General features: G+C 59.7%; 21 protein-coding genes. 17 read left to right on the forward strand and 4 right to left on the reverse strand.

Annotated features, from left to right (window positions below; translation table 11 throughout):
* The first annotated feature begins 65 nt into the window (after positions 1–65).
* Positions 66–2,909, forward strand: coding sequence for a valine--tRNA ligase (locus FHT97_RS20985; protein ID WP_183864129.1), 2,844 nt, complete (start codon positions 66–68; stop codon positions 2,907–2,909).
* A 405-nt stretch (positions 2,910–3,314) separates the two neighbouring features.
* A complete protein-coding gene (locus tag FHT97_RS20990; protein WP_183864130.1) occupies positions 3,315–4,589 on the forward strand; it encodes an OmpP1/FadL family transporter in 1,275 nt (424 codons plus the stop codon).
* Between the two features lie 3 nt (positions 4,590–4,592).
* On the opposite strand, the gene FHT97_RS20995 is transcribed toward FHT97_RS20990, so the two are convergent.
* Positions 4,593–4,895: a hypothetical protein gene (locus FHT97_RS20995; protein WP_183864131.1), complete on the reverse strand. Its 303-nt coding sequence runs from the start codon at positions 4,893–4,895 to the stop codon at positions 4,593–4,595.
* 401 nt (positions 4,896–5,296) lie between these two features.
* Here FHT97_RS20995 and exoR point away from each other — a divergent pair, with 401 nt between their 5' ends.
* Positions 5,297–6,100, forward strand: coding sequence for an exopolysaccharide production regulator ExoR (exoR, locus tag FHT97_RS21000; RefSeq protein ID WP_183864132.1), 804 nt, complete (start codon positions 5,297–5,299; stop codon positions 6,098–6,100).
* Between the two features lie 59 nt (positions 6,101–6,159).
* On the opposite strand, the gene xth is transcribed toward exoR, so the two are convergent.
* Positions 6,160–6,951 (reverse strand): exodeoxyribonuclease III, encoded by a 792-nt coding sequence (gene xth / locus FHT97_RS21005; protein WP_183864133.1) that lies wholly within the window; start codon positions 6,949–6,951, stop codon positions 6,160–6,162.
* Between the two features lie 123 nt (positions 6,952–7,074).
* A complete protein-coding gene (erpA, locus tag FHT97_RS21010; RefSeq protein WP_183756998.1) occupies positions 7,075–7,407 on the reverse strand; it encodes an iron-sulfur cluster insertion protein ErpA in 333 nt (110 codons plus the stop codon).
* Between the two features lie 216 nt (positions 7,408–7,623).
* On the opposite strand from erpA, the gene FHT97_RS21015 reads away from it, so the two are divergent.
* The 13 genes from FHT97_RS21015 (at position 7,624) to FHT97_RS21075 (ending at position 22,862) form a co-directional block, all read left to right on the forward strand.
* Positions 7,624–8,841: a deoxyguanosinetriphosphate triphosphohydrolase gene (locus FHT97_RS21015; protein WP_183864134.1), complete on the forward strand. Its 1,218-nt coding sequence runs from the start codon at positions 7,624–7,626 to the stop codon at positions 8,839–8,841.
* A 65-nt stretch (positions 8,842–8,906) separates the two neighbouring features.
* Entirely contained in the window at positions 8,907–10,664 is a 1,758-nt protein-coding gene (gene argS / locus FHT97_RS21020; protein WP_183864135.1) for an arginine--tRNA ligase, read from the forward strand.
* Positions 10,665–10,723: 59 nt separating this feature from the next.
* Complete coding sequence (locus FHT97_RS21025; RefSeq protein WP_183864136.1) at positions 10,724–13,738, forward strand: SPOR domain-containing protein; 3,015 nt, start codon at positions 10,724–10,726, stop codon at positions 13,736–13,738.
* Between the two features lie 107 nt (positions 13,739–13,845).
* Entirely contained in the window at positions 13,846–14,859 is a 1,014-nt protein-coding gene (nagZ, locus tag FHT97_RS21030; RefSeq protein ID WP_183864137.1) for a beta-N-acetylhexosaminidase, read from the forward strand.
* Between the two features lie 21 nt (positions 14,860–14,880).
* A complete protein-coding gene (locus FHT97_RS21035; RefSeq protein ID WP_183756993.1) occupies positions 14,881–15,741 on the forward strand; it encodes a ScpA family protein in 861 nt (286 codons plus the stop codon).
* Between the two features lie 32 nt (positions 15,742–15,773).
* Complete coding sequence (gene scpB / locus FHT97_RS21040) at positions 15,774–16,454, forward strand: SMC-Scp complex subunit ScpB (RefSeq protein ID WP_183864221.1); 681 nt, start codon at positions 15,774–15,776, stop codon at positions 16,452–16,454.
* Positions 16,455–16,639: 185 nt separating this feature from the next.
* On the forward strand, positions 16,640–16,840 hold the full coding sequence (locus tag FHT97_RS21045) for a twin-arginine translocase TatA/TatE family subunit (protein WP_016553757.1): 201 nt from the start codon (positions 16,640–16,642) through the stop codon (positions 16,838–16,840).
* A gap of 49 nt (positions 16,841–16,889) precedes the next feature.
* Positions 16,890–17,525, forward strand: a complete 636-nt coding sequence (gene tatB, locus FHT97_RS21050) for a Sec-independent protein translocase protein TatB (RefSeq protein ID WP_183864138.1) — start codon at positions 16,890–16,892, stop codon at positions 17,523–17,525.
* Complete coding sequence (gene tatC, locus FHT97_RS21055) at positions 17,522–18,349, forward strand: twin-arginine translocase subunit TatC (protein ID WP_183864139.1); 828 nt, start codon at positions 17,522–17,524, stop codon at positions 18,347–18,349. The genes tatB and tatC overlap by 4 nt, the downstream gene beginning before the upstream one ends.
* 91 nt (positions 18,350–18,440) lie before the next feature.
* The gene (serS, locus tag FHT97_RS21060; protein WP_183864140.1) at positions 18,441–19,724 is read left to right on the forward strand and encodes a serine--tRNA ligase; all 1,284 of its coding nucleotides are present in this window, start codon (positions 18,441–18,443) and stop codon (positions 19,722–19,724) included.
* Positions 19,725–19,728: 4 nt separating this feature from the next.
* Positions 19,729–20,496, forward strand: coding sequence for a 5'/3'-nucleotidase SurE (gene surE / locus FHT97_RS21065; RefSeq protein WP_183864141.1), 768 nt, complete (start codon positions 19,729–19,731; stop codon positions 20,494–20,496).
* A 6-nt stretch (positions 20,497–20,502) separates the two neighbouring features.
* Entirely contained in the window at positions 20,503–21,156 is a 654-nt protein-coding gene (locus FHT97_RS21070) for a protein-L-isoaspartate(D-aspartate) O-methyltransferase (RefSeq protein WP_183864142.1), read from the forward strand.
* Between the two features lie 137 nt (positions 21,157–21,293).
* The gene (locus tag FHT97_RS21075) at positions 21,294–22,862 is read left to right on the forward strand and encodes a peptidoglycan DD-metalloendopeptidase family protein (RefSeq protein ID WP_183864143.1); all 1,569 of its coding nucleotides are present in this window, start codon (positions 21,294–21,296) and stop codon (positions 22,860–22,862) included.
* Between the two features lie 50 nt (positions 22,863–22,912).
* Here the strand turns inward: FHT97_RS21075 and FHT97_RS21080 are convergent, their stop codons facing one another.
* A complete protein-coding gene (locus FHT97_RS21080) occupies positions 22,913–23,788 on the reverse strand; it encodes an ATP-binding protein (RefSeq protein ID WP_183864144.1) in 876 nt (291 codons plus the stop codon).
* Between the two features lie 209 nt (positions 23,789–23,997).
* Between FHT97_RS21080 and yajC the strand changes: the two genes are divergently transcribed.
* Entirely contained in the window at positions 23,998–24,345 is a 348-nt protein-coding gene (yajC, locus tag FHT97_RS21085) for a preprotein translocase subunit YajC (RefSeq protein WP_114712569.1), read from the forward strand.
* Positions 24,346–24,348 lie beyond the last annotated feature (3 nt).

Raw genomic sequence — 24,348 nt, forward strand, 5'->3', positions numbered from 1 at the left:
TTGACTTGCCCGAAGCCATCCTATTTACAACCCGCATCAAAGAACCTCCAGATTTTGGTCCCCAAATGCTCGACAAGACCTACGATTCCGCTGCCGTTGAACCGAAAATCGCTGCGAAATGGGATGAGGCGGACGCCTTCCGCGCGGGCGCCAACGCCAAGTCGGGCGCCAAGTCCTTTACCATCGTGATCCCGCCGCCCAACGTGACGGGATCGCTGCACATGGGCCATGCGCTGAACAATACGCTGCAGGACATCATGGTCCGCTTCGAGCGCATGCGCGGCAAGGACGTGCTCTGGCAGCCGGGCATGGACCATGCCGGCATCGCCACCCAGATGGTTGTCGAGCGCAAGCTGATGGAACAGCAACTGCCGGGCCGCCGCGACATGGGGCGCGAAGCCTTCATCGACAAGGTTTGGGAATGGAAGGCGGAATCCGGCGGCCTTATCTTCAACCAGTTGAAGCGCCTCGGCGCCTCCTGTGATTGGTCCCGCGAGCGCTTCACCATGGATGAGGGGCTTTCGGCCGCCGTTCTTGAAGTCTTTGTATCGCTTTACAAGGAAGGCCTAATCTATCGCGACAAGCGTCTCGTCAACTGGGATCCGAAGCTCCTGACGGCGATCTCCGACATCGAGGTCGAGCAGCACGAGGTTAACGGAAACCTCTGGTACTTCCGTTATCCGCTGGAGCCTGGTGTCACCTATCAGCACCCGATCGCCTTCGACGATGACGGTAAGGCGACAGAATGGGAAACCCGCGACTATATCGTCGTTGCGACCACTCGTCCGGAAACGATGCTTGGGGACACCGGCGTTGCGGTCAATCCGAAGGATGAGCGTTACCGGCCGCTCGTCGGCAAGCACGTCATCCTGCCGATCGTCGGTCGGCGTATTCCGATTGTCGCCGATGATTATCCGGATCCGACGGCCGGCACCGGCGCTGTCAAGATGACGCCGGCGCATGATTTCAACGACTTCGATGTCGGCAAGCGCACCGGTCTGCGTGTCGTCAACGTGCTCACCGGCGACGCGCGGATCACGCTCAAGGATAATGAGGATTTCCTGGAGGGCATTCCGGATGCCGCGGCACTGCATGGCGCCTGGGACGAACTCGAAGGCAAGGATCGCTTTGAGGCCCGCAAGATCATCGTCCGCATCTTCGAAGAGGGCGGTCTGCTCGACAAGGTCGAACCGCACAAGCACATGGTTCCCCACGGCGACCGTGGCGGTGTTCCGATCGAACCGCGCCTGACGGAGCAATGGTACGTCGACGCCAAGACGCTTGCAGCACCGGCGATCGCCTCGGTCCGCGAAGGTCGCACCAAGCTCGTTCCGCGCAGCTGGGACAAGACCTATTACGAGTGGATGGAAAACATCCAGCCCTGGTGCGTTTCCCGCCAGCTCTGGTGGGGCCATCAGATCCCGGCCTGGTACGGTCCGGATGGCCAGGTCTTCGTTGAAAAGACGGAAGAAGAGGCCCTGCAGGCGGCAATCCAGCACTATCTCTCGCACGAGGGCCCGATGAAGGCCTACGTCGAGGACCTGCTGGAGAACTTCAAGCCCGGCGAAATCCTGACGCGCGACGAAGACGTTCTCGACACCTGGTTCTCGTCCGCGCTGTGGCCGTTCTCGACGCTCGGCTGGCCGGAACAGACGCCGGAGCTTGAGCGCTACTATCCGACCAACGTTCTGGTCACCGGCTTCGACATCATCTTCTTCTGGGTTGCCCGCATGATGATGATGGGCCTTCACTTCATGAAGGACGATGACGGCGTTCCGGTCGAGCCGTTCAACACCGTTTATGTCCATGCGCTGGTCCGCGATAAGAACGGCCAGAAGATGTCGAAGTCCAAGGGCAACGTCATCGATCCGCTGGAACTAATCGACGAATACGGTGCCGACGCGCTGCGCTTCACGCTCGCGATCATGGCAGCGCAGGGTCGTGACGTTAAGCTCGATCCGGCCCGCATCGCCGGCTACCGCAACTTCGGCACAAAGCTCTGGAACGCGACGCGCTTTGCCGAAATGAACGGTGCCAAGAGCGATCCGCACTTCGTGCCCGAAGCCGCCGAACTGACGATCAATCGCTGGATACTGACGGAGCTTGCCCGTACGGAACGTGACGTAACGGAAGCCTTGGAATCCTACCGTTTCAACGATGCGGCTGGCGCGCTCTATCGCTTCGTCTGGAACCAGGTCTGCGACTGGTATCTCGAACTGCTGAAGCCGGTCTTCAACGGTGCGGACGAAGGCGCCAAGAAGGAAGCGCAGGCTTGCGCCGCCTATATCCTGGAGGAGATCTACAAGCTCCTGCATCCCTTCATGCCGTTCATGACGGAAGAGCTTTGGGCGCACACCGCGGGCGAAGGCATCGAGCGCGACACGCTGGTCTGCCATGCCGAATGGCCGGCGCCGTCCTATGCCGATGACGCCGCTGCCGATGAGATCAATTGGTTGATCGATCTGGTTTCCGGCATCCGCTCCGTTCGTGCGGAAATGAACGTGCCGCCTTCAGCTGTTGCGCCGCTGGTTGTCGTCGGCGCCAATAGCCTGACCCGCGAACGCCTTATCCGCCACGATGCTGCGATCAAGCGCCTTGCCCGCGTTGACGGCATCTCGCTGGCCAGCGAAGCGCCGAAGGGCGCTGCGCAGATCATTGTCGCCGAGGCGACGATCTGCTTGCCACTTGGCACGCTGATCGACCTGGCGGCTGAAAAAGCGCGCCTGGAGAAAGCAATTGCCAAGGCTGATGGAGAGATTGCGCGCATCAACGGCAAGCTCTCCAACGAGAAGTTCGTTGCCAACGCCAATCCTGATGTCGTCGCTGCTGAGCGCGATCGCCTGGACGAACTGCAAGGTCAGATTGCGAGCCTGCGGGTTGCACTGTCACGTGTATCCGAGGCGTCGTAAAATCAACGCTTGGTAGCAAGAATTTTCAGAGGCGCCCGACTTCGAATCGGGCGCCTTTTTCTTGGGGCGATCGGAGTCGCCGAACTTTGCTGCCCGATTTGCCCAAATTGCTAGCCGTAGGCGTTGATTCCACACGTTTTATCGGGGCGCACGGCGAAAAATATGACTGTTGTTTCCCTGTTACAGGATGGCGCTATCGTGGAATGGTCGACCCTAAGTGAGTAGGTATTTTTACTATCTGTAGAATTTCGTTCTAATTTGCGAAAATATTGACGTGCTCGTCAATCTGTTACGTAAAACTTCCGTTAGCCGAGTTTCCAATCGCGCCCGAACACAAAGTTGCCATTTATCGGCATCGCCTGCACAGTCCGGCCTCATTGCAATTGCCTGAGTGGGGGAGACACATTGGCATCTCGTATGACATCGGCCGGCGTTCTGTCGCTTGCCTTCTTTTCAACGCTGGCGCAGCCGTCCTTCGCGGGTGGTCTTGATCGCGGCGGCTACAATATCGACCTGCTCTTCGATCAGTCGCGTTTTTCGTCACAGGCGGCCGTGCTTTACGTCATGCCGCAGCGTGAGCTGAAGAATGTAAGAGACACAGATACGTCAGCTAGCCCCGGAGGCGGAAACCTTAACAACAGGCCCCATTCTGCGGATGACACGGAAAACTATGCGGTCCCCTACATCGGCTTCAAGGGCGGATACGAGGACGTAGACTGCCTGTTCGACTACTCCGAGCCGTTTGGCGCACACACGAACCCGGGCATCAACTGGGCCGGCGCCAACAACAACATCGAAACGAAGATCGAGACGCACAACTACGCCACCACCTGCTCCTACAAATTTGACGTCGGTCCCGGTCAACTTCGTTTGATTGGCGGTGCCTTCTATCAGGAAGTGGAAGGCTTCAAGGAGCGTCTGGTCAGCACGATTCCTTCTCTTATCGGTACCGGCACTGGCGTCGGTCGCCTCGATCTCGAAGACAATGGTTGGGGATGGCGCACCGGTGTCGCATACGAGATTCCAGAGTATGCGATGCGTGCCAGCTTGGTTTACAACAGCCGCGTAAAGTATGACAGCTTGAGTGGCACGGTCGACCTGACGCAGGTCAAGGCGCCGTTCGCACCGCTGAATGCCGCGCCTTATGGCCGCGTCACCAGTGTCTTTGGTGAAGCCGAGGCACCAGATTCCTTGGAGTTGAAGGTACAGAGCGGCATTGCACCTGATTGGCTGGCTTTCGGATCGGTAAAATGGACCAACTGGAGTGTCCTCCAGTCGATTCCGCTCTGCCCCGTTGCAACCAAGGGCAGGGCCTGCACGGCGAGCAGCCCGACCAAACTGACTTCTCTTGACCTGCTCTATCAGGACGGTTGGACCGTTACCGGCGGCATTGGTCACAAGTTCAATGAACAATGGACCGGCGCTGTTAGTCTGACTTGGGATCGTGGCACCAGCCACGGTTACGGATCGCAGACCGATACTTGGACGGTTGGGGCGGGCGCTGCTTATAACCCGACTGAGAACATCGAATGGCGCGTTGCTGGCGCACTCGGTGTCCTGACCAGCGGCTCCTCAGGAGTGCTGGTGCAGGATGGCGTCACATACGGAAACGACGTCTCATACGACTTCGACAATGATCTCGTCGCTGCCATCTCGACCAGCATCAAGGTGAAATTCTAAGTTTCAAAGACGAACCTCAGAAGAACCCGGCAAAACTGCCGGGTTTTTCTTTATGTACGCCTCGTTAAGCATGCCCTTTTGGCGTCTCATTTTGTGACGATTCAGCAACAGTTTTTTACCAGCATTTGCGTAAGATGATCTCAGGGCGAAATTGTCCATTTCCCGCCACAAACTAGGCGCAGCGCTATAGTCGGGCGAGGAAATGACAGGCGTAAAGTGCGCGTAAAAGAGTATGATGAGCGAGTTTGCAGCGGGTGCAATAAGGATGGGTGAAGCGTACGGCAGAGATGCCGCGGCCAGCGCCATTTTCCTTTTCCCGCAAGGCGATTCCGCCCAGGAGTTTCGCTCTGACGTTGCGCTTTCGAACCTTTCTTTCCTTTCGTGGCCGAACCGATCGGCATCGTCGGAATCGGCTTCCGGTCACGACGATACAGGTTTGGTCACAATTGGTGATTACCTTTTTCTCGACGGCAGAATGGCACATGGCCGAGCTGCGGGAGTGAGGCAAATCGCATCGCGGGCGAGCCGTGCCGGACTATGGACGGAGAGTGTCGATGCGCTTGGAATTGAGGTCCTCGAGGGAGGGCTGAGGCTGGATGCGACGCGGGCAAAGGGGCCTTTGAGCTCACCGCGGGATCGCTCGCCGGGAGGAATGCATCCACGGATCGAAAGTCCGTCCGGATGGGAAGCGAAAGAAACCGAGTGAAATGCTGACGTCCGAGTTCAGACCTTTCAGACTAATGCTCATGGGCCTTTCCATTGCCTGTTGCGCGGCAATTGCATCGCCTGCAAGTGCATTCGACATCAAGTCGGGCGTTTCGAAGGAATCCGGCCCCTTCGATCTCTTCAAATTCGGTTTCAAGGCCTACAAGAACGGTCAGAAGGAAGAGGCAGTCGAAGCCTACAAATACGCGGCTGAAAAAGGTCATACAGGTTCGCGCTGGGCACTCGCCAACATGTATGCCGACGGCGATGGCGTCGCGCAGGACGACTTCGAGGCCTTCAAGATCTACAGCGAAATCGCGCAGCAGGGCGTCGAGCCGGGCTCGGAAGATACCGGCTTCTTCGTCAATGCGCTGCTCTCGCTCGCCAACTACTACAAGCATGGGATCCCCGGCAGTCCGGTGAAAATCGATCTCAACCAGGCGCGTCAACTCTACTTCCAGGTTGCGTCCACCTTTGGCGTGCCCGAGGCACAGTTCCAGCTGGCACAGATGATGTTGGCAGGTGAGGGTGGCAGCACCAGTGCGCAGCAGGCGAAAAAATGGCTCAACCAGGCCCGCAAGAGCGGCCATCCGGGCGCCATGTCCGTCTTTGGCAACATCCTCTTCCAGGAAGGGCAGGCGGCCAACGGGCTGGCGCTAATGACCGCCGCTCTCGACCGCTGCAAGCCGAAGGACTGTGGTTGGATGGAGGCTCTGCAGGAGCAGGCCTTTTCGGTCGCGACCGAAAGCGACCGCCGCTCGGCCGTCGCCCTTTCTCACAAGATTGCCGTCAACGGCTCCGACTAAGCCCGCGAACGGTTCTCGCCTACACCTTACGAGTGGAGGGATCGCGACGCGTTTTCGGCTCAAGCCGCGAAATCGAAATAGGCCACAACAGGCACGTGGTCTGACGGCTTCTCCCAAGCCCGGACATGCTTTTCAATCGCCGCCGACGTCATTCGATCGGCAGCCTCCGGCGAAAGCAGCAGGTGGTCGATGCGAATGCCGTTGTTCTTCTGCCAGGCACCCGCCTGATAATCCCAGAACGAATAGAGTTGAACGGCATCGGTCGTCGCGCGCACGGCATCCGTCAGTCCAAGGCCTTCGAGCCGACGAAAAGCCTGGCGCGTTTGCGGCAGGAACAGCGCGTCGTTTTCCCAAACCTTCGGATCGAAGCAGTCGTGCGGCTCCGGGATGACGTTGTAGTCGCCCGCGAGGATCAGGATTTCCTCATAAGCCAGACGCTCCGCGGCGAAAGTCCGCAGCCGCTCCATCCAGGCGAGCTTGTAGGTATATTTCTCGGTTTCAACAGGATTGCCGTTCGGTAGGTAGAGGCAGCAGACACGCGCCACGCGGTTGCCCGGGAGGGAGAAGACGGCTTCCAGGAAGCGAGCTTGCTCGTCGAGCGGATCGCCCGGCAGACCGCGACTTACTTCATCGGGCTTCGTCTTGGAAAGGATCGCGACGCCATTGAAGCCCTTTTGGCCGTGTGTCTCGACATGATAGCCCATCGCCTCGATCTCGAGCCTGGGAAAACCCTCGTCGATCGTCTTGATCTCCTGCAGGCAGACGATATCGGGATCGGAGTCCTTTAGCCACTGAGTCAGGTTGTCGATGCGCGCCTTGACGCCGTTGATGTTCCAGGTCGCGATCTTCATGGAATGTCCTGTTCCGCTTCGTCGGCTCCCTTGTATCGCGCTCTTTCGATTGCGGACAAGACGAGAAACCGGTCGAAAGGGATTCTTTCGGCCGGTTCGATGTGGATACGCGGAGATACGGTACTAGATCGAGAAGCTTGTGCCGCAGCCGCAACTGGCAACCGCGTTCGGGTTCTTGATCTGGAAGGACTGGCCGAGCAGGTTATCGACGAAGTCGATCTCGGATCCCGCCATGTAGACCAGTGACAAGCTGTCGATCAGCACCTTCGCGTCATTCTTTTCGACCACCACATCGTCGTCATGGGCGCCGTCCGCGAGGTCGAACTTGTAGGAAAAGCCTGAACAGCCGCCACCTTCCACGGAGACGCGCAAGGCGCTCTTGCCGGGCTCCGTGCCGACGATGGCCGCGATTCGTTTTGCCGCAGCTTCAGAAAGGGTTACATTTACGTCCGTCATGTTTGCTCCTGCCGGGGTCAAGATCCGGAGAGAATAGTTCTTAGCCGCCGGTTTCAAGCGACTGTTTTCAAAGCTACTTACGATTCATACCACAGAAGCGCAAGTTTGGCTAAGGCGGCCGAGAAAGCATCGCTTTGCCGTTTATGTGCTCTATAGGTATGAAGAGCGCAAGGCAGCGTCAATGGGCGTGCTGCTGCATATCGGTAACGGTGACGAATGACGATCGACAGGCAAGCATTGGGTTACGGCAACGGTGACAGGGCGGCGTATGCGGCTGATCCCTGGGCGACGCGCGGCAGGCTCTACCCCGAAGACCTGAGCCCAACCCGTTCGGATTTTCAGCGCGACCGCGACCGCATCGTTCATACGACGGCATTTCGTCGGCTGAAGCACAAGACCCAGGTCTTCATCGCTCAGGACGGTGACCACTACCGTACACGGCTGACGCACACGATTGAGGTCGCGCAGGTGGCCCGCGCTCTTGCCAGGGCCCTGAAGCTGGACGAGGATCTCGCCGAGGGAGTGGCGCTCGTCCATGATTTCGGCCACACGCCGTTCGGCCATACGGGCGAGGACGCGCTGCATGAGGCGCTGTTGCCCTACGGTGGCTTCGATCACAACGCCCAGTCGCTGCGTATCGTCACCAAGCTGGAGCGCCGCTATGCCGATTTCGATGGCATCAACCTGACCTGGGAAAGCCTGGAAGGTCTCGTCAAGCACAATGGCCCGCTTCTGACATCGGACGGCGCCGGCACGCGTGGGCCGGTTCCGCAGCCCATCCTGGATTACTGCGAGATTCACGACCTGGAACTGGACACCTATGCAAGCCTCGAGGCGCAGGTGGCCGCAATCGCCGACGACATCGCCTACAACACGCATGACATCGATGACGGGCTTCGCTCTGGCTATTTGACCTTCGAGATGCTGGAGGAGATCCCGTTTCTGGCCGGTCTGATGACCGAGGTACGGGAACGCTATCCGAACCTCGAGCCTAGCCGCTTTACCCACGAGATCATGCGCCGCCAGATCACGCGCATGGTCGAAGACGTCATTTCCGTTGCCCAACAGGGCCTTGCGGAAATCAAGCCGAAGAGCGCAACGGATATTCGCGAAGCAGGTCGCGTCATTGCAACCTTCTCCGAAGAAATGTCCGAGACCGACCGACAGATCAAGGCGATGCTTTTCAAGCGCATCTACCGGCATCCGGAGATCATGCGCATCCGCGCCGGCGCTGCGCAGATCGTCACCGATCTCTTCGGGGCCTACATGGCCAACCCAAAGGAGATGCAGAGCCACTATTGGGTGGATCACATCGCAGGGCTTGCCGAGGCGGCGAGGGCGCGCCATGTCGGCGACTATCTGGCGGGGATGACCGACACTTACGCGATCAGTGCCCACAGGCGATTGTTTGACCACACTCCGGATTTGCGATAGGCAGCGGTCGCCCGGCTGGGACCGGACAAATGCCTTGTGGCAAAGCCTATGCATGGAAGAGTGCGATGAACCTTTTTACCGATTTCGACGCCCGGATTAAAACCGCCCTTGAACAGATCGATCTGGTCAAGGAGAAGCGATCTGAGGTGGATTTCGGCCGCATCGCGATCGAACCGCCACGCGACCCAAGCCACGGTGATGTTGCGACCAATGCCGCCATGGTGCTGGCAAAGCCGCTTGGAACCAATCCGCGTGCTCTGGCCGAGATCATCACGGAGAAGTTGAAGGAAGACGCCGACGTCGCTGATGTCTCGGTCGCAGGCCCAGGCTTCATCAATATCAGGCTTTCCGTTGGCTACTGGCAGCGCCTGCTCGCCTCGATGATCGAGGCCGGTACCGACTACGGCCGCTCCATGATCGGCGCCGACAAACGCGTCAACGTCGAGTATGTCTCCGCAAATCCGACCGGGCCCATGCACGTCGGCCACTGCCGCGGCGCTGTCGTCGGCGACGCGCTGGCCAACTTGCTTTCCTTCGCCGGCTTCGACGTCGTCAAGGAATACTACATCAACGATGCGGGCTCGCAGATCGACGTGCTGGCGCGCTCCGTGTTCCTGCGTTACCGCGAAGCACTCGGCGAGAAGATCGGAGAGATTCCGCCCGGACTTTATCCGGGCGACTATCTCGTTCCGGTCGGCCAGTCACTGGCCCGTGACTATGGCGTGAAGCTGCACAACATGCCGGAAGACCAGTGGATGCCGCTGGTGAAAGATCGCACCATCGATGCGATGATGGCGATGATCCGCGAGGATCTCGATGCATTGAACGTGCATCACGACGTGTTCTTCTCGGAGCGCACACTGCATGCGAACGGCGCGGCTGCGATCCGCACGGCTATCAACGACCTGACCTTCAAGGGACATGTCTACAAGGGTACGCTGCCGCCGCCGAAGGGCCAGTTGCCCGAGGATTGGGAAGACCGCGAGCAGACGCTGTTCCGCTCCACTGAGGTCGGTGACGATATGGATCGGCCGCTGATCAAGTCGGACGGCTCCTACACCTATTTTGCTGCCGACGTTGCTTACTTCAAGAACAAGTTCGATCGTAATTTCAACGAGATGATCTATGTTCTTGGTGCTGACCACGGCGGCTACGTCAAACGTCTGGAGGCGGTCGCTCGGGGCGTTTCCGAAGGTAAGGCGAAGCTGACGGTTCTTCTTTGCCAGCTTGTAAAGCTGTTCCGCAATGGTGAGCCGGTGAAGATGTCGAAGCGCTCGGGCGACTTCGTGACGCTGCGCGAAGTTGTCGAGGAAGTCGGCCGCGATTCGGTGCGCTTCATGATGCTTTATCGCAAGAGTTCGGAGCCGTTGGACTTCGATTTCGCGAAGGTAACAGAGCAGTCGAAGGACAATCCGGTGTTCTACGTGCAGTATGCGCATGCGCGCTGCATGTCTGTTTTTCGGCAGGCAAAGGAGGCGTTTCCTGACCTCGACGTCAGCCCCGCCGACCTTGCGAAGGCGGTTGCAGGAATCTCGGATCCCGCTGAATTGCAGCTGGTTGCGAAGGCGGCCGAGTTTCCACGCTTGGTCGAGTCTGCGGCGCAGTCTCAGGAGCCTCACCGCGTCGTATTTTACCTCTACGATCTGGCAAGTTCTTTCCATGCGCACTGGAATAAAGGTAAGGATCAAGTAGACTTACGATTTATTAACGATAAGAACCGAGAATCGAGTATAGCCAGATTAGGGCTGGTGTACGCCGTTGCGTCGGTTTTGAAGTCGGGACTTGCCATTGCGGGTACCGCTGCGCCGGATGAGATGCGGTAGCGTCACCATTTACCCACAATGCTCTGGCATAAACCTTAGCAAGTGCGAGTGGGATGAGTATGGCAGACAAACAGCGGGCGTATGACACGCGTAAGAATACGGACCTCTTTGCTGACGATGATCCTTTGGCGGAACTTGCCCGCATCGTTGGTTTCGAACCACGGGTAGCGGCGAATACTGTTGAGGATGCGCCCCGACAGGAGCCAGCTTTCAATCTCGAAGATGAGTTGTTGCGCGAGTTCGATCGCTACGAGGAGCCTCAGTCTGCTGCTTCGTTTGATCGTTTGCCTGAGCCCGTATTCGAGCAACCGGCTGCGCATGAAGCCCCAATTGGCGAAGCTGAAGTCGCGCCGGCTGCCGAGGCTGAGCCCGACTTTGTCGTCGAGCCTGAAGTTGCCATTGAGCCGGTGGTTTCTCAACAGCAGGAAGTGGCGTCCAACCTTACGCCTGCCGCTTGGGCGTCGAACGCCGTCCGTGACGGTGAGCCGGTATCTGGTGGGGCCCGTGATCTGATCGAAGAACTCGAGATGTCGATCGGTACTGCGCCGGTCCCACCGACGGCGCCTGCCAAGGCTCCCCAGTGGTCTGCCGCCAGCATCCGGCTTCCGATCGCCAATTTCCATCCGGCACGCCGCGACGAGCTCTCAGTTCCGGCAGTTGTTCCTGTTGCTGCGCCTGTCGTCCAGCGGGACATTTCCGTGCCTGAGTCGACTACCGCTGCTTCCGAACACGTCGCTGTCTTTGAGGCGCCCGTTGCCGCAGGCTTCCCCGCCGAAATCGATCGGCATGAAGAGCCTGAGGTTCTTCACGAAGAACTTGAGGTGTTTCAAGACTCGCCCGTGGTCGACCCTCTCATCGATCACAGCGCCTTCGATCTGGCCGCTGCCGCGAAGGATGGTGACGTTCAGGCCGATGCGGCGCTGACGGAAGCCCTGCCAACGGAGATCGACGATATCAATTTCGATATCGACGATCTCCTTGCCGATGTTTCGCACTACCCTGTTCCCGAGCGTCAGGCCGCGCCTGCAGCCGATGCTGCGGAGCTATCGCGCGCTGCAGAACCGGTTCGTGTCGCAGCGCCCATCGTTGCCCCGATGCCGAAGCCGGTCGAGCAACCGTTGGCCGTTCCCTCCGCCAAGGCCGAACCGGAGGGCGATGATCCTTTCGCTGGCCACGACTTCGAACTCGATCTTGAAGGCATCGAGCTCGAGCTGGCGGACTTTGACTTTGCCGAGCCTGCAAAGCCGCAACCGCAGCCACAGGCGATTGAACCGGCGAGAGTGCAGACGCCTGAGCTAGCCACAGTGAAGACGCCGCATGTCGAGGCAGCTAGACCGGTCGCGCCAATGCCCGTCTTCCAGGCGGCGCAGCCCGCTGCGGCCGTCGCTGGTCCGATCCGCCAAGCACCGGTGGAGATGGCGCCCGCCACCAACACGACCGCTACGCCTGCGTTCTCAGCAGATGCTGGAGACGACCTTCCATTCGATCCGTCGATGATTTCGGATGCCGAATATCATCCGGAAGCGGTCGAAGAAATGCATGTGCCGGTGCTGCCGCCGGTTGAGCAGCCGGAACTTGTCGTAACGACCTCCGACTTCGATTTCGACGTCGACGCCGAAATCGCTAATCTGCTTGCTCCTGCAAAGCCAGCGGAAACGCCCGCGAAGCCAGTTGTCGAGGAATGGCGGACCCGAGCTCCGATCTCCGTTGCGCCAACCGCAGCACCAGCCGCGCCTATCGCCAAACAAGCTCCGTTGCAAAACTTGGACGAGTTCGAACGTGCTCTGGAAGAAGATTTCCGTCGCAGCGTCAACGAGCCGGTACAGCGCCGCGAAAATGTTTCTCAGGTTCAGATCCAGTCGGCAAGCGAAGCCGAGGACATGAGCCGGGCACGCTCCATGAAGCGGATGCTGGCTGCAGCTGCAGCGATTGTCGTCTTCGGCAGCGTTGCCTATGCAGGCTACACCTTCCTGGCCGGCAACGGCCGGCTCGGCATCGCCTCCGGCGAACCGCGCGTAATTACCGCTGAGAAGGACCCTGTGAAGGTTGTTCCCGAAAATCCGGGTGGCAAGACCGTGCCGAACCAGGACAAGGCTGTTTACGACAGCGTTGGCGGCGCGGCTGCAGAAGAGCCGAAGCAGAAGGCCTTGGTATCAAGCAACGAGCAGCCGGTGGACGTTGTCCAGCGCACCCTGACGCCAGAAACGCTGCCGGAGGACAATGACAGCGACGTCGCGACACCGCCCATGGCGACGCCGGTTGGCGACACTCAGGATCCGCGCCTGCTGCCGAGCCAGGATACGGCCGTTGCCGACGAGGCTGACAGCGCGAACCAGGCGCCGTCTGTTTCCGCCCGTAAGGTCCGCACGATGATCGTCCGTCCGGACGGTACTCTGGTGGCCCGCGACGAGCCGGCACCCCAAGCCACACCGACGCTGCCCAAGGCAACGCCGGTTCAGACGCAGAAGATCACGGCTGGCGCCAAGCCTGCCGGTGGCACAGCTGCGAATTTCCCGGCATCCGCGCAGGTCGCTTCCGCTGATATACGCTCCACCCCGGTTGAAGAAACCAAGCCGACGCCGGCTCAGGCTCCTCCGGAAAGTGCTTTGGCCAAGGCCGCCGCGGCCACTCCCGCGAACGTCGAGCCGCCCGTCCGGGCGGTGAAGAGTTCTCCAGTCGACGCCGCTCCGGCTCCGGCAGCGCGTCCAGTCGAGACCGAACAGACGAAGGCTGCCGCCGCGGAGGCGCCTGCTGCGCCGGCAGCACCAAAGCCGAAGGAAGTTGCCGCTGTTTCGCCTGCTGCGACGCAAGTTCAGCCGACTGCGGCGGCTGGCGGTTACGGGGTTCAGATCGCATCGCTTCCTTCCGAAGAAGAGGCGAAGAAATCCTACGCGAGCCTTTCGAAGAAGTTTGCGGGCGTGCTCAGTGGCCGCAGCTACGAGATCCGCAAGGCGGAGATCGCAGGCAAGGGAACTTTCTACCGCGTTCGTATTCCGGCCGGCTCGAAGGATGAAGCCGCGGCGATTTGCGAAAAGTACCGTGCTGCAGGCGGCAGCTGCCTCATCTCGAAGTAAGCTTTCGCAGGCATTCAATCGAAGCGGCGGGCCATTGGTCCGCCGTTTTTTTGTGAATGCCGATTGACGCCGCTCGTATTTCCGCATGGCACCTCTATGATTCGGATATGACCGAATCAAAAGCGATGATCCTTGGCTGTAGCGGCCACTCACTCACTCCCGAAGAAAAGGCGCTCTTCAGCGCCGAGCGTCCTTGGGGCTTCATTCTCTTTGGGCGCAACATATCGGAGCCGCAGCAGATCAGCGACCTCGTCGCGGAGATGCGGGAAGCAGTCGGATGGCATGCTCCGGTTCTGATTGACCAGGAAGGCGGGCGCGTTCAGCGTATCCGTCCGCCGATCTTCCAGCATTACCCCTCGGGGCAGCAGCTTGGCGATCTCTACCGCCAGGACAGGGAGAAGGGCGTCCGCGCCGCGTGGCTGATGTCGCGGTTGCACGCCTTCGATCTTTCGGGCCTCGGGATCAATGTTGATTGCCTGCCGGTGCTTGATGTTCCTGTGGAAGGCAGCAGCAACGTGATCGGCAATCGCGCCTACGGGGGCAATCCGGAAACAGTCACGGCCATGGGGCGTGCCGCAGCCGAGGGTCTGAAGGCGGGCGGCCTTCTGCCTGTGATGAAACACATGCCGGGCCACGGTCGCGGCTTTGCTGACTCCCATCACGAGCTGCCGGTTGTTACAGTTTCGCGGGCGGAACTCGAGGCGCATGATTTTCCGCCGTTCATTGCCATGAAGGACGAATTGATGGCAATGACGTGCCATGTTGTCTTTGCGGCAATCGATTCTGAGCGTCCGGCGACTACCTCCCGTAAGGTTATCGACGGCATCATCCGCGACCATATCGGCTTCAAAGGGCTGTTGCTTTCCGATGATACGTCGATGAACGCGCTTGCAGGTACGATCGGAGAGCGTGCCGCCAACATCATCGCCGGCGGATGTGATATCGTGCTGCATTGCAATGGCCACATGGACGAGATGCAACAGGTTGTCGAAAACGTGCCCGTCTTGCAGCACCAGTCGCTCTTGCGCGCACAAGCGGTGCTGAACGGTTTCCCGACGGCGGATAACGCCGAGGAGGCGTCGGTCCGCGCCGAATTCGACGAGATGTTTGCGACTGTCTGATCGCGGAAGGAGCTGGGCTGGGTGAACACGATAAAGGGCACGGAACGGCTACAGGCCGCGGCAACGCCGATGGACAAGCTGTGGCAGGAGAACGACGCGGAGCGCGCGACCTCCGATCCCGCGCTACTGATCGACGTTGCCGGTTTCGAAGGGCCGCTCGACCTTCTGCTCTACCTTGCCCGCAATCAGAAGGTCGATCTCTCCCGCATCTCCGTGTTGGCGCTGGCGGAGCAATATCTGCAATTCATCGAAAGCGCGCGGCGTATCCGGATCGAGCTTGCGGCCGACTATCTCGTCATGGCGGCGTGGCTCGCCTATCTGAAATCGCGCCTGCTGATCCCGCAACAGGCCAAGGATGATGGCCCCTCAGGGGAGGAAATGGCGGCAACGCTTGCCTTCCGCCTGAAGCGCCTCGAAGCAATGCGCGAGGCTGCAAGCGGTCTCGTCAACCGCAACCGTCTGGGCCGCGATATCTTTGCTCGCGGTGCGCCCGAGCATATTCCGGACAGGCAGCAGTCAGCATACACCGCTAGTCTCTACGATCTCCTGACGGCTTATGCGTCTCTCAGGCAGCGTCAGGCGGTGACTCAGGTGACGATTGCACGACGGAATGTTTGGTCGCTGACGGATGCCCGCGAGCTTCTGACCCGCATCATCGGCGAGATCGGCGATTGGACGGCCCTGGAAACCTATCTCCTGCGTTATACGGCGTCGCCGGAAGACAGAGTGACAGCAATTGCCAGTGCGTTTGCGGCTTCCCTCGAGCTCGTTCGCGAAGGTAAGCTTGAAATCCGGCAGGACGGGGCCTTCCAGCCGCTCTATATGCGGCGTGGCCCTAAGCACGGGACGCTGCAGGTGGTCGAACAGGAGCGACCGGCGTGACCGATCTGGAAGACGAACATATCGACAATACGATGGCGGAAGATTCAGAGGACGATCTCCATGCTGAGGCAGAGGCGGAGCGCATTGCCGAAGCACTGGTCTTCGCGTCCGCGCAGCCCGTCTCCGAAGGCTTCATCGCGGACCGCTTGCCGCGTGCGCTGAATGTCCGCGCGATCATGCTGCGCCTGAAGGAGCAGTACGCCCATCGCGGTGTAAACCTGGTCCAAGTGGATGACGCTTGGGCCTTTCGCACGGCGGCAGATCTCTCCTTCGTCATCAGGCGCGACGAGAACGAGGCAAAGAAGCTGTCACGAGCGGCCTTGGAAGTGCTGGCGATCATCGCGTATCACCAGCCGGTGACTCGCGCTGAGATCGAAGACATCAGAGGGGTGCAGACCTCCCGTGGCACGCTTGATGTGCTGATGGAGGCTGGCTGGGTTCGCTTTCGCGGTCGCAGGCGCACGCCCGGTCGCCCCGTCACGTTAGGCACGACGCGCGATTTCCTTGACCATTTCGGCCTGGAGGAGATCCGTGATTTGCCTGGCCTTGAAGAATTGAAGGGCGCGGGATTGCTCTCCGGTCGCATACCGGCCAATTTCAATGTACCATCGCCTGCGATGAACGACGAGTTGACCGAGGACGAAGATCCGATAACGCAACTCGATCTTGAAGAACTCGGTCTGCTTGCGCCTGGTGGCGCCTCCGAAGACTAGGCGGATTGACCTTTGTTCCGTCACGCATTTCGAAAACAACGCCGATCACGGTTTTTCGAATGTGTATTCTCTTGTCACAGACGGCGATACCGTGACATTAAGCGACAATCTACAGGGAACTTTGATGTTGGAATTGGTGTAGGAAACTCTTACATCAAGGAACATCGCAAAAGGGAGTTAGCGTAATGGGTTCTTTTAGCATGTGGCACTGGCTGATCGTTTTAGCCATCGTGCTGTTGTTGTTCGGTCGCGGCAAGATTCCGGAACTGATGGGCGATGTTGCCAAGGGCATCAAGAGCTTCAAGAAGGGCATGAACGACGAAGACAGCACGCCCGAGACCACGGCTGGCAAGACCGTCGATCACAAGGCCGACGAAACCAAGTAATCACCTCCGGGCAAACGTAGCCCCCACGTTTCCCGTCCAGGAGCCTTGAATGTTCGATATTGGTTGGACCGAGCTGCTTGTCATCGCGGTCGTACTGATCGTGGTGGTTGGTCCGAAGGACTTGCCGCCGATGCTGCGTGCGTTCGGCAAGATGACCCAGCGTGCGCGCAAGGTCGCAGGCGAGTTTCGCGCGCAGTTCGACGAGGCGCTCCGTGAAGCCGATCTGGACGATGTGCGCCAGACGCTCGCTGATGCGCAGAAGTTGAACCCCGTCAACAGTTTGCGCGATGCCATGAATCCGCTTCGGCAGATGGGCAACGAGATCAAGGCCGACCTGCAAAAGGCGACGACGGTGGAGAAAAAGACCGAGGTTCCGGCTGCTGCCGTGTCGGTGCCTGAGCCGTCGATGAGCCTGCCGGAGACGCCGCCGGTTGTAGCGCCGCCGCCGGCCGCAGTCTCGGAGCCGGTCGTGGCGGCAACAAGCCCGGTAACGGCGACTGTCCAAGAGAAGCCGAAAGCAGTTCGCAAGCCGCGTGCTAAGGCAGAACCTGCGACGGTTGCCGCTCCAATCGAGAAGCCCAAGCGGGCTTCGACGAAGCCTGCGACCGTCAAGAAGACAGCGGCGGTTGCCGCCACAGCCGCTCCGAAGAAGACGGCAGCAAAGAAGAAGAAGGACGACGCATGAGCGGTGAAATCGAAGATAAGCCGCAGCCATTGATCGAACACTTGATGGAGCTGCGTACGCGGCTGATGTGGTCGATCGGTGCGTTTTTCGTTGCGTTCATCGCCTGCTTCATATTCGCCAAGCACCTCTTCAATGTCCTGGTCTACCCATACAAATGGGCCGTGACCTGGGCGAAGCTGGATGTGTCCAAGGCGCAGCTCATTTACACCGCGCCGCAAGAGTTCTTCTTCACGCAGGTGAAGGTCGCCATGTTCGGCGGCCTAGTCATCGCGTTTCCGATTATCGCGGCTCAGATCTACAAGTTCGTGGCGCCCGGCCTCTACAAGAACGAGCGCGCCGCCTTCCTGCCGTTTTTGGTCGCGTCGCCGATCCTGTTTCTGATGGGCGCTTCGCTCGTCTACTTCTTCTTCACGCCGATGGTCATGTGGTTCTTCCTGACCATGCAGCAGGCGCCGGGTGAGGGCGATGTTGCGATCTCCCTGCTTCCCAAGGTCTCCGAATATCTCAGCCTGATCATGACGCTGGTGTTTTCGTTTGGCCTCGTTTTCCAGCTTCCAGTGATCACCACGCTACTCGCCCGCGTTGGCCTGTTGACGTCCCAATGGCTTGCCGAGAAGCGCAAGTTTGCGATCGTGCTTGCCTTTATCGTTGCAGCGGTGCTGACGCCGCCTGATCCGATGTCCCAGATCGGCCTTGCGCTGCCGACCATCCTTCTCTACGAGATTTCCATCTACGCGGCGCGACTCGTGGAGCGCCAGCGTGCCCGCGAGGCGGTCGAAGAGGCTGAGGGAACCACGGACGTTGCCAAGACGGACAACGTCTGAAGATCTCCCTCAATGAGCGCTTCCAAGCATCCGGTCGCGGCCCAGCCGGGCGTTGGCCGGGTTATCTTTTTTACAACGACCTGGAACGACGATGCTCGATATCAAATGGATCCGTGAGAATCCCGAAGCGCTCGATGCGGCACTTGCCAAGCGTGGTGCCGAGCCTTTGTCTGAAAGCCTGATCGCGGTCGATGAAAAACGCCGCTCGTCCATTCAGAAGGTCCAGGACATGCTGTCCCGCCGCAATGCCGCCTCCAAGGAGATCGGCGCTGCGATGGCACAGAAGAACAGTGAGCTTGCCGAAAAACTCAAGGCTGAAGTGGCCGACCTGAAGGTGCTGCTGCCGAACGCCGAAGAGGACGAGCGACAGGCGACCGACGAACTGAATGACGCGCTGTCGCGCATTCCGAACGTCCCGCATGACGACGTACCGGTCGGCAACGACGAGCACGACAATGTCGTTGCCCGGATCGTCGGAGAGAAGCCGCGCTGGAATCACACGCCGAAGGAACACTTCGAGATCGGCGAAGCGCTCGGCTACATGGATTTCGAGCGGGCTGCCAAGCTGTCGGGATCGCGCTTCACCGTGCTCACTGGTCCGCTCGCTCGGCTAGAACGTGCGCTCGGTCAGTTCATGATCGACCTGCATACCGGCGAGCACGGCTATACTGAAGTCAGCTCTCCGCTGATGGTCCGCGACGATGCCATGTTCGGTACCGGGCAGTTGCCGAAGTTTGCGGAAGACCTGTTCAAGACGACGGATGGCCGCTGGCTGATCCCGACCGCCGAGGTGACGCTCACCAATCTTGTCTCTGGCGAAATCCTCGATCAGGAAAAGCTGCCGCTCCGTTTCACCGCGCTGACACCGTCTTTCCGTTCGGAAGCGGGCTCGGCCGGCCGCGATACGCGTGGCATGCTGCGCCAGCATCAGTTCTGGAAGTGCGAACTCGTCTCGATTACCGATGCTGAAAGCTCGCTTGCCGAACACGAGCGCATGACGGCTTGTGCCGAAGAGGTCTTGAAGCGTCTCGGCCTGCATTTCCGTACGATGACGCTCTGCACCGGCGATATGGGCTTTGGTGCGCGCAAGACCTACGACCTCGAGGTCTGGCTGCCCGGGCAGAATACCTATCGCGAAATCTCGTCCTGCTCGGTCTGCGGCGATTTCCAGGCGCGTCGTATGAATGCGCGCTATCGCGGCAAGGAAGACAAGGCGACGAAGTTCGTTCACACGCTGAATGGCTCCGGTACGGCCGTCGGTCGCTGCTTGATTGCGGTTCTGGAGAACTATCTGAATGAGGATGGTTCCGTGACGATTCCAGATGCGCTGCTGCCATACATGGGCGGCTTGAAGAAGATCGAACGGGCGGCTTGAACCAATGCGCATTCTGCTCACCAACGACGACGGCATTCACGCAGAAGGCCTCGCGGCGCTGGAGCGGATTGCACGGACACTCTCCGACGACGTCTGGATTGTCGCGCCGGAGACGGATCAGAGCGGCCTCGCTCATTCGCTGAGCCTTTCCGAGCCGTTGCGGCTTCGCAAGATTTCCGACAGGCATTTCGCGCTGCGCGGAACGCCTACCGATTGCGTCATCATGGGCATCAAGCAGGTCATGGACATTAAGCCGGATCTGGTGCTTTCAGGCGTCAATTCTGGCTCGAACGTCGCCGACGATATCACCTATTCGGGCACCGTCGCCGGCGCCATTGAAGGCACGCTGCAGGGTGTCCGCTCTGTTGCATTGAGCCAGGCCTACCTGCACCAAGACGGCGCAAGGACAGTCCCCTGGGAGGTCTGTGAGGCACACGCCCCGGTGCTCCTCGATAAACTGATGACGCTCGAATTGCCCGTTGGGACGTTCCTGAACCTGAACTTTCCGAATTGCAGGCTCGAGGAAGTCGAGGGTGTCGAAGTGACGGCACAAGGTAAGCTCGCCTTCAATTTGCAGGTCGATGAACGGGCGGATGGACGCGGCTTTCCATACTACTGGCTCAGGTTCGGCGAGCGTGCCGGCGCCTTCACCGCAGGCACGGATATTCACGCTTTGAAGCATCGCAAGATTTCGGTAACTCCTTTGAAACTGGATTTGACTGATTATTCCGTACAGGACCGCGTGGCGCGGGCGCTTTCGGGTACGGAGTAGATCGCTTTGACTGCACGGTTGGTGGAGAAGGAAGGCTTTGCGGCGCTTGTGTTGAGGCTGCGAGCCGAGGGTGTATCCGATCTGGACCTGCTGACGGCGGTGGAGCAGACGCCGCGGTCATTGTTCGTGCCGCCCCAGTTTGCCGAGCAGGCCTATTCCAGCCGCACGATACCGATCGAATGCGGCTCCTTTATTGAAGGCGTGGATTTCGCGGTCAGGGTTCTGCATCACTTGAAAATCAAGCCGGGGCAACGTGTCCTAGAGGTCGGCACGGGCAGCGGCTTCATGTCCGCCGTCATGGCGCGCATGGCCGAACGCGTGCTGACGATCGACCGCTACAAGACGTTGACGACAAACGCGCAGCGCCGTCTCGATTCGCTTGGGCTCCGGAATGTCATTATTCGCCAGGCCGATGGCAGCGCTGGCCTGCAAGGTGAGGGGACGTTCGACCGGATTCTGGTCACCGCTGCGTTCAACGCGATGCCGCGGTTCTACACCGACCAGCTTGTTTCCGGCGGTTCGATGATCGCCCCTTTGATGATTTCCGAGAATGAGTGTCGCCTGGTGCGGCTTACAAAAACGGGCAGCCGCTTCGAGCGCGAAGAACTGTTCGACACGCCTTATCTCCCGATCGTGCCGCGGCTGGCTTCGCAACTTTGAGGCGATCCGCCTGTTGGTGTTGCTATGGTTAGCAATCTCTCAAAAAAATCTCGCGAATTTCGGCACCTTAACCGCGTGGTAATACTAACGCGCTTTAATAAACCCACAAATGGTTGCGTTCATCAGTGGGTCGAGTCATGCGTTTCAGTCTTTCGCCAAGAGTAGGCAAGTCTGCCGGTAATGTCCTGATAGCGGCTTTGCTGGCGAGTACAGTAGCGGGTTGCAGTTCCGATGTGACACGTTTCGGTGGTCTTTTCTCGTCGTCCGGTCAGGATCAGATGACGACCAATTCCATTCCGCGCAGAAACATGAGTGGCCTACAAGCCGATCCTGTTCCACAGGCAGATCTTGCCCAGGGTGGCTATGCTGCGAACAACCAAGCGATGAACCAGCCTTATCCGGCCCAGCCAGCTTACGGCGCCTCCAGCGCCCGGATGGCCTCTGCACCCGTCTCAGTTCAGCGTTCGGAGCTTGCTGCGCCGTCCGCAGTAGCGCCGGCCGCGCCGTCCAGGGAAAAGCAGGTCGCACTCGCTCAACCGTTTCCCGCTGCCGCGGCTCCGAAGAAGTCGGCGCCAATTCTCGTTCCGCCAAAGGCGGCAACCGACTCGATCGTTACCGGCACGACACCCAAGGTTTCCGGCTGGTCAGCAAACAACGCGCCGTCCGTTACCCTTCGCCCGGGTGAAAGCATTACGACGCTCGCCAATCGCTATGGTGTGCCGGAAAAGGAAATCCTCAGGGTCAACGGCTTCAAGACTGCCGCTGCCGCCAAGCCCGGTCAGATCATCCTGATCCCGACCCTCAACGGTGGCAATGCCGCCAAGGCATCTGCCCAGACGGCAGATCTCTCCAAGGGTGGCCACCTGCCGCAGCCTGGTAAACAGCAGGAACAGAACGTTGCGGTCGTGCCGGGCGCGAACTCCGCCCGCGACAAGTCGATCGCAAATGCGGATTCGTCCGGCAAGCTTTCGGCCGGTGCAGGCAAAGGGCCGAAGGGCGCCGGCGGCACTTACGTCGTCAAGCCGGGCGACTCGCTTGCCAAGATCGCCAAGGCGACGGGCACCAGCATCGACGATCTGAAGGCTGCCAATAATCTGTCGGCCGGTTCGATCCGCATCGGCCAGGAGCTCAATCTGCCGGGCGCTTCGCGGGATGGCATGAAGACGGCTTCCATTCCGGCGAAGGCAGAGCCGAAGCCGGTCGCGGAGCCCGCCTCCGCAACGTCGACTGCGGTTGCACAGCCGGCAACCTACAAGGCTCCTGTTGCCACCGAGACGGTGGACGAGGCGGCCAAGAAGGAAGTGGCGTCCGCAGCACCTGAGGCAACCGGCATCGGCAAATATCGCTGGCCGGTCCGTGGAGCCGTCATTGCGGCCTACGGCGCCAACGTCAACGGCAGCCGCAACGATGGTATCGACATTTCCGTGCCGCAGGGTACGCCGATCAAGGCCGCCGAAAACGGCGTGGTGATCTATGCAGGCAACGGCCTGAAGGAACTCGGCAACACGGTTCTCGTCCGCCACGACGACGGGACGGTCACTGTCTACGGCAATGCCGATACCCTGAGCGTCACCCGCGGCCAGAAGATCCAGCGCGGCCAGACGGTTGCCGTCTCCGGGATGAGCGGCAGCGTCAAGCAGCCGCAGGTCCACTTCGAAGTCCGCAAGGATGCGACTCCGGTCAACCCGATTACTTTCCTCGAATAGGTATTGCGTCCGAGGGTGCTCAAAAGCCCGGCCTCAAAGCCGGGCTTTTGTCATTGGGCGCGGTCGAGCGCGATACGCATCCGGCCGGCGAGATCCTGAATGTACTGCCAGGCGACGCGGCCGGAACGCGCACCACGGGTCGTCGCCCATTCCAGCGCCTCCGCATGCATTTTCTCGCGATCGACCGGCAGCTTGAAATGGTCAGCATAGCCGTCGATCATCGTCAGATAGTCGTCCTGGCTGCATTTGTGGAAGCCAAGCCAAAGGCCAAACCGGTCCGATAGCGAAACCTTTTCCTCAACCGCTTCGGAGGGATTGATCGCCGTTGACTGCTCGTTCTCCATCATGTGACGCGGGAGCAGGTGGCGGCGGTTCGAGGTCGCATAGAAGAGGACGTTGTCCGGTCGACCTTCCACGCCGCCGTCAAGGGCTGCCTTGAGCGATTTGTATGCCGTATCATCGTGATCGAACGAGAGATCGTCGCAGAAGACGATGACACGGTGCGGCGTGTCCTTGAGAAGATCGAGCAGTGTGGGGAGGCTCGCAATGTCTTCGCGATGCACTTCCACCAGCTTCAGCGATACTCCACTCTCGCGTCGCACGTCTTCGTGAACAGCCTTGACGAGCGAGGACTTGCCCATACCGCGCGCACCCCAAAGGAGAACATTGTTTGCCGCATAGCCTTCGGCAAAGCGCACCGTATTCTCGTGCAGGATGTCCCGCACGCGGTCGACGCCGCGGATCAGCTTCAGGGCCACGCGATTCGGGCGAGCAATCGGTTGGAGGTGCTGGCGGGCAGGGGACCAGACGAAGCAGTCTGCCGCGCTCCAGTCGTTGATCGCCGGCGCCGGACCAGCCAACCGGTCGATGGCGTCCGCCAGCCGGCGCAGCTCTGCCAGAATGGCGTTGTTGACGTCTTCGGCCATGGGCCTTCCTCCTGAATTCTGGTTGCGACCAGCGTGCTGTGTCTTTTGCCTGCGGCGTAGCATGGCCTTTTGAGAGCGGAAAGGTTATGAGGCAGCGGAATCGGTACGGTTTCCGGCTCTTTCTGTTGCATTCGCAAAGACCATAATTATAGTCCGGCCACCCGAGAAAAGGCGGAGTTCCGCCACCGGAAAGTTTTGAGGAGTTTAGCATGTTCATCACCCCGGCATTTGCCCAGGCTGCCACCGACACCGCGGCGTCGCCGTTCGGCTCTGGCCTTGAAATGATCATCCTTTTCGTGCCGCTGATGGTCGTCTGGTACTTCCTGCTGATCCGTCCGCAGCGCGCGCAGGCCAAGAAGCGTGAAGAAACGCTGAAGGCGATCCGTCGCGGCGATCAGGTTGTCACCGGTGGCGGTCTCGTTGGCAAGGTTACCAAGGTTGTTGACGACAAGGAGCTCGAAGTGGAAATTGCGGACGGCGTTCGCGTTCGCGTCGTCCGCACCGGCATTACGGAAGTTCGCGTAAAGGGCGAGCCGGTCAAGGCGGACGCTGCATAATAT

It is taken from the genome of Rhizobium sp. BK399 (assembly GCF_014194695.1).
Taxonomy (GTDB): Bacteria; Pseudomonadota; Alphaproteobacteria; order Rhizobiales; family Rhizobiaceae; genus Rhizobium.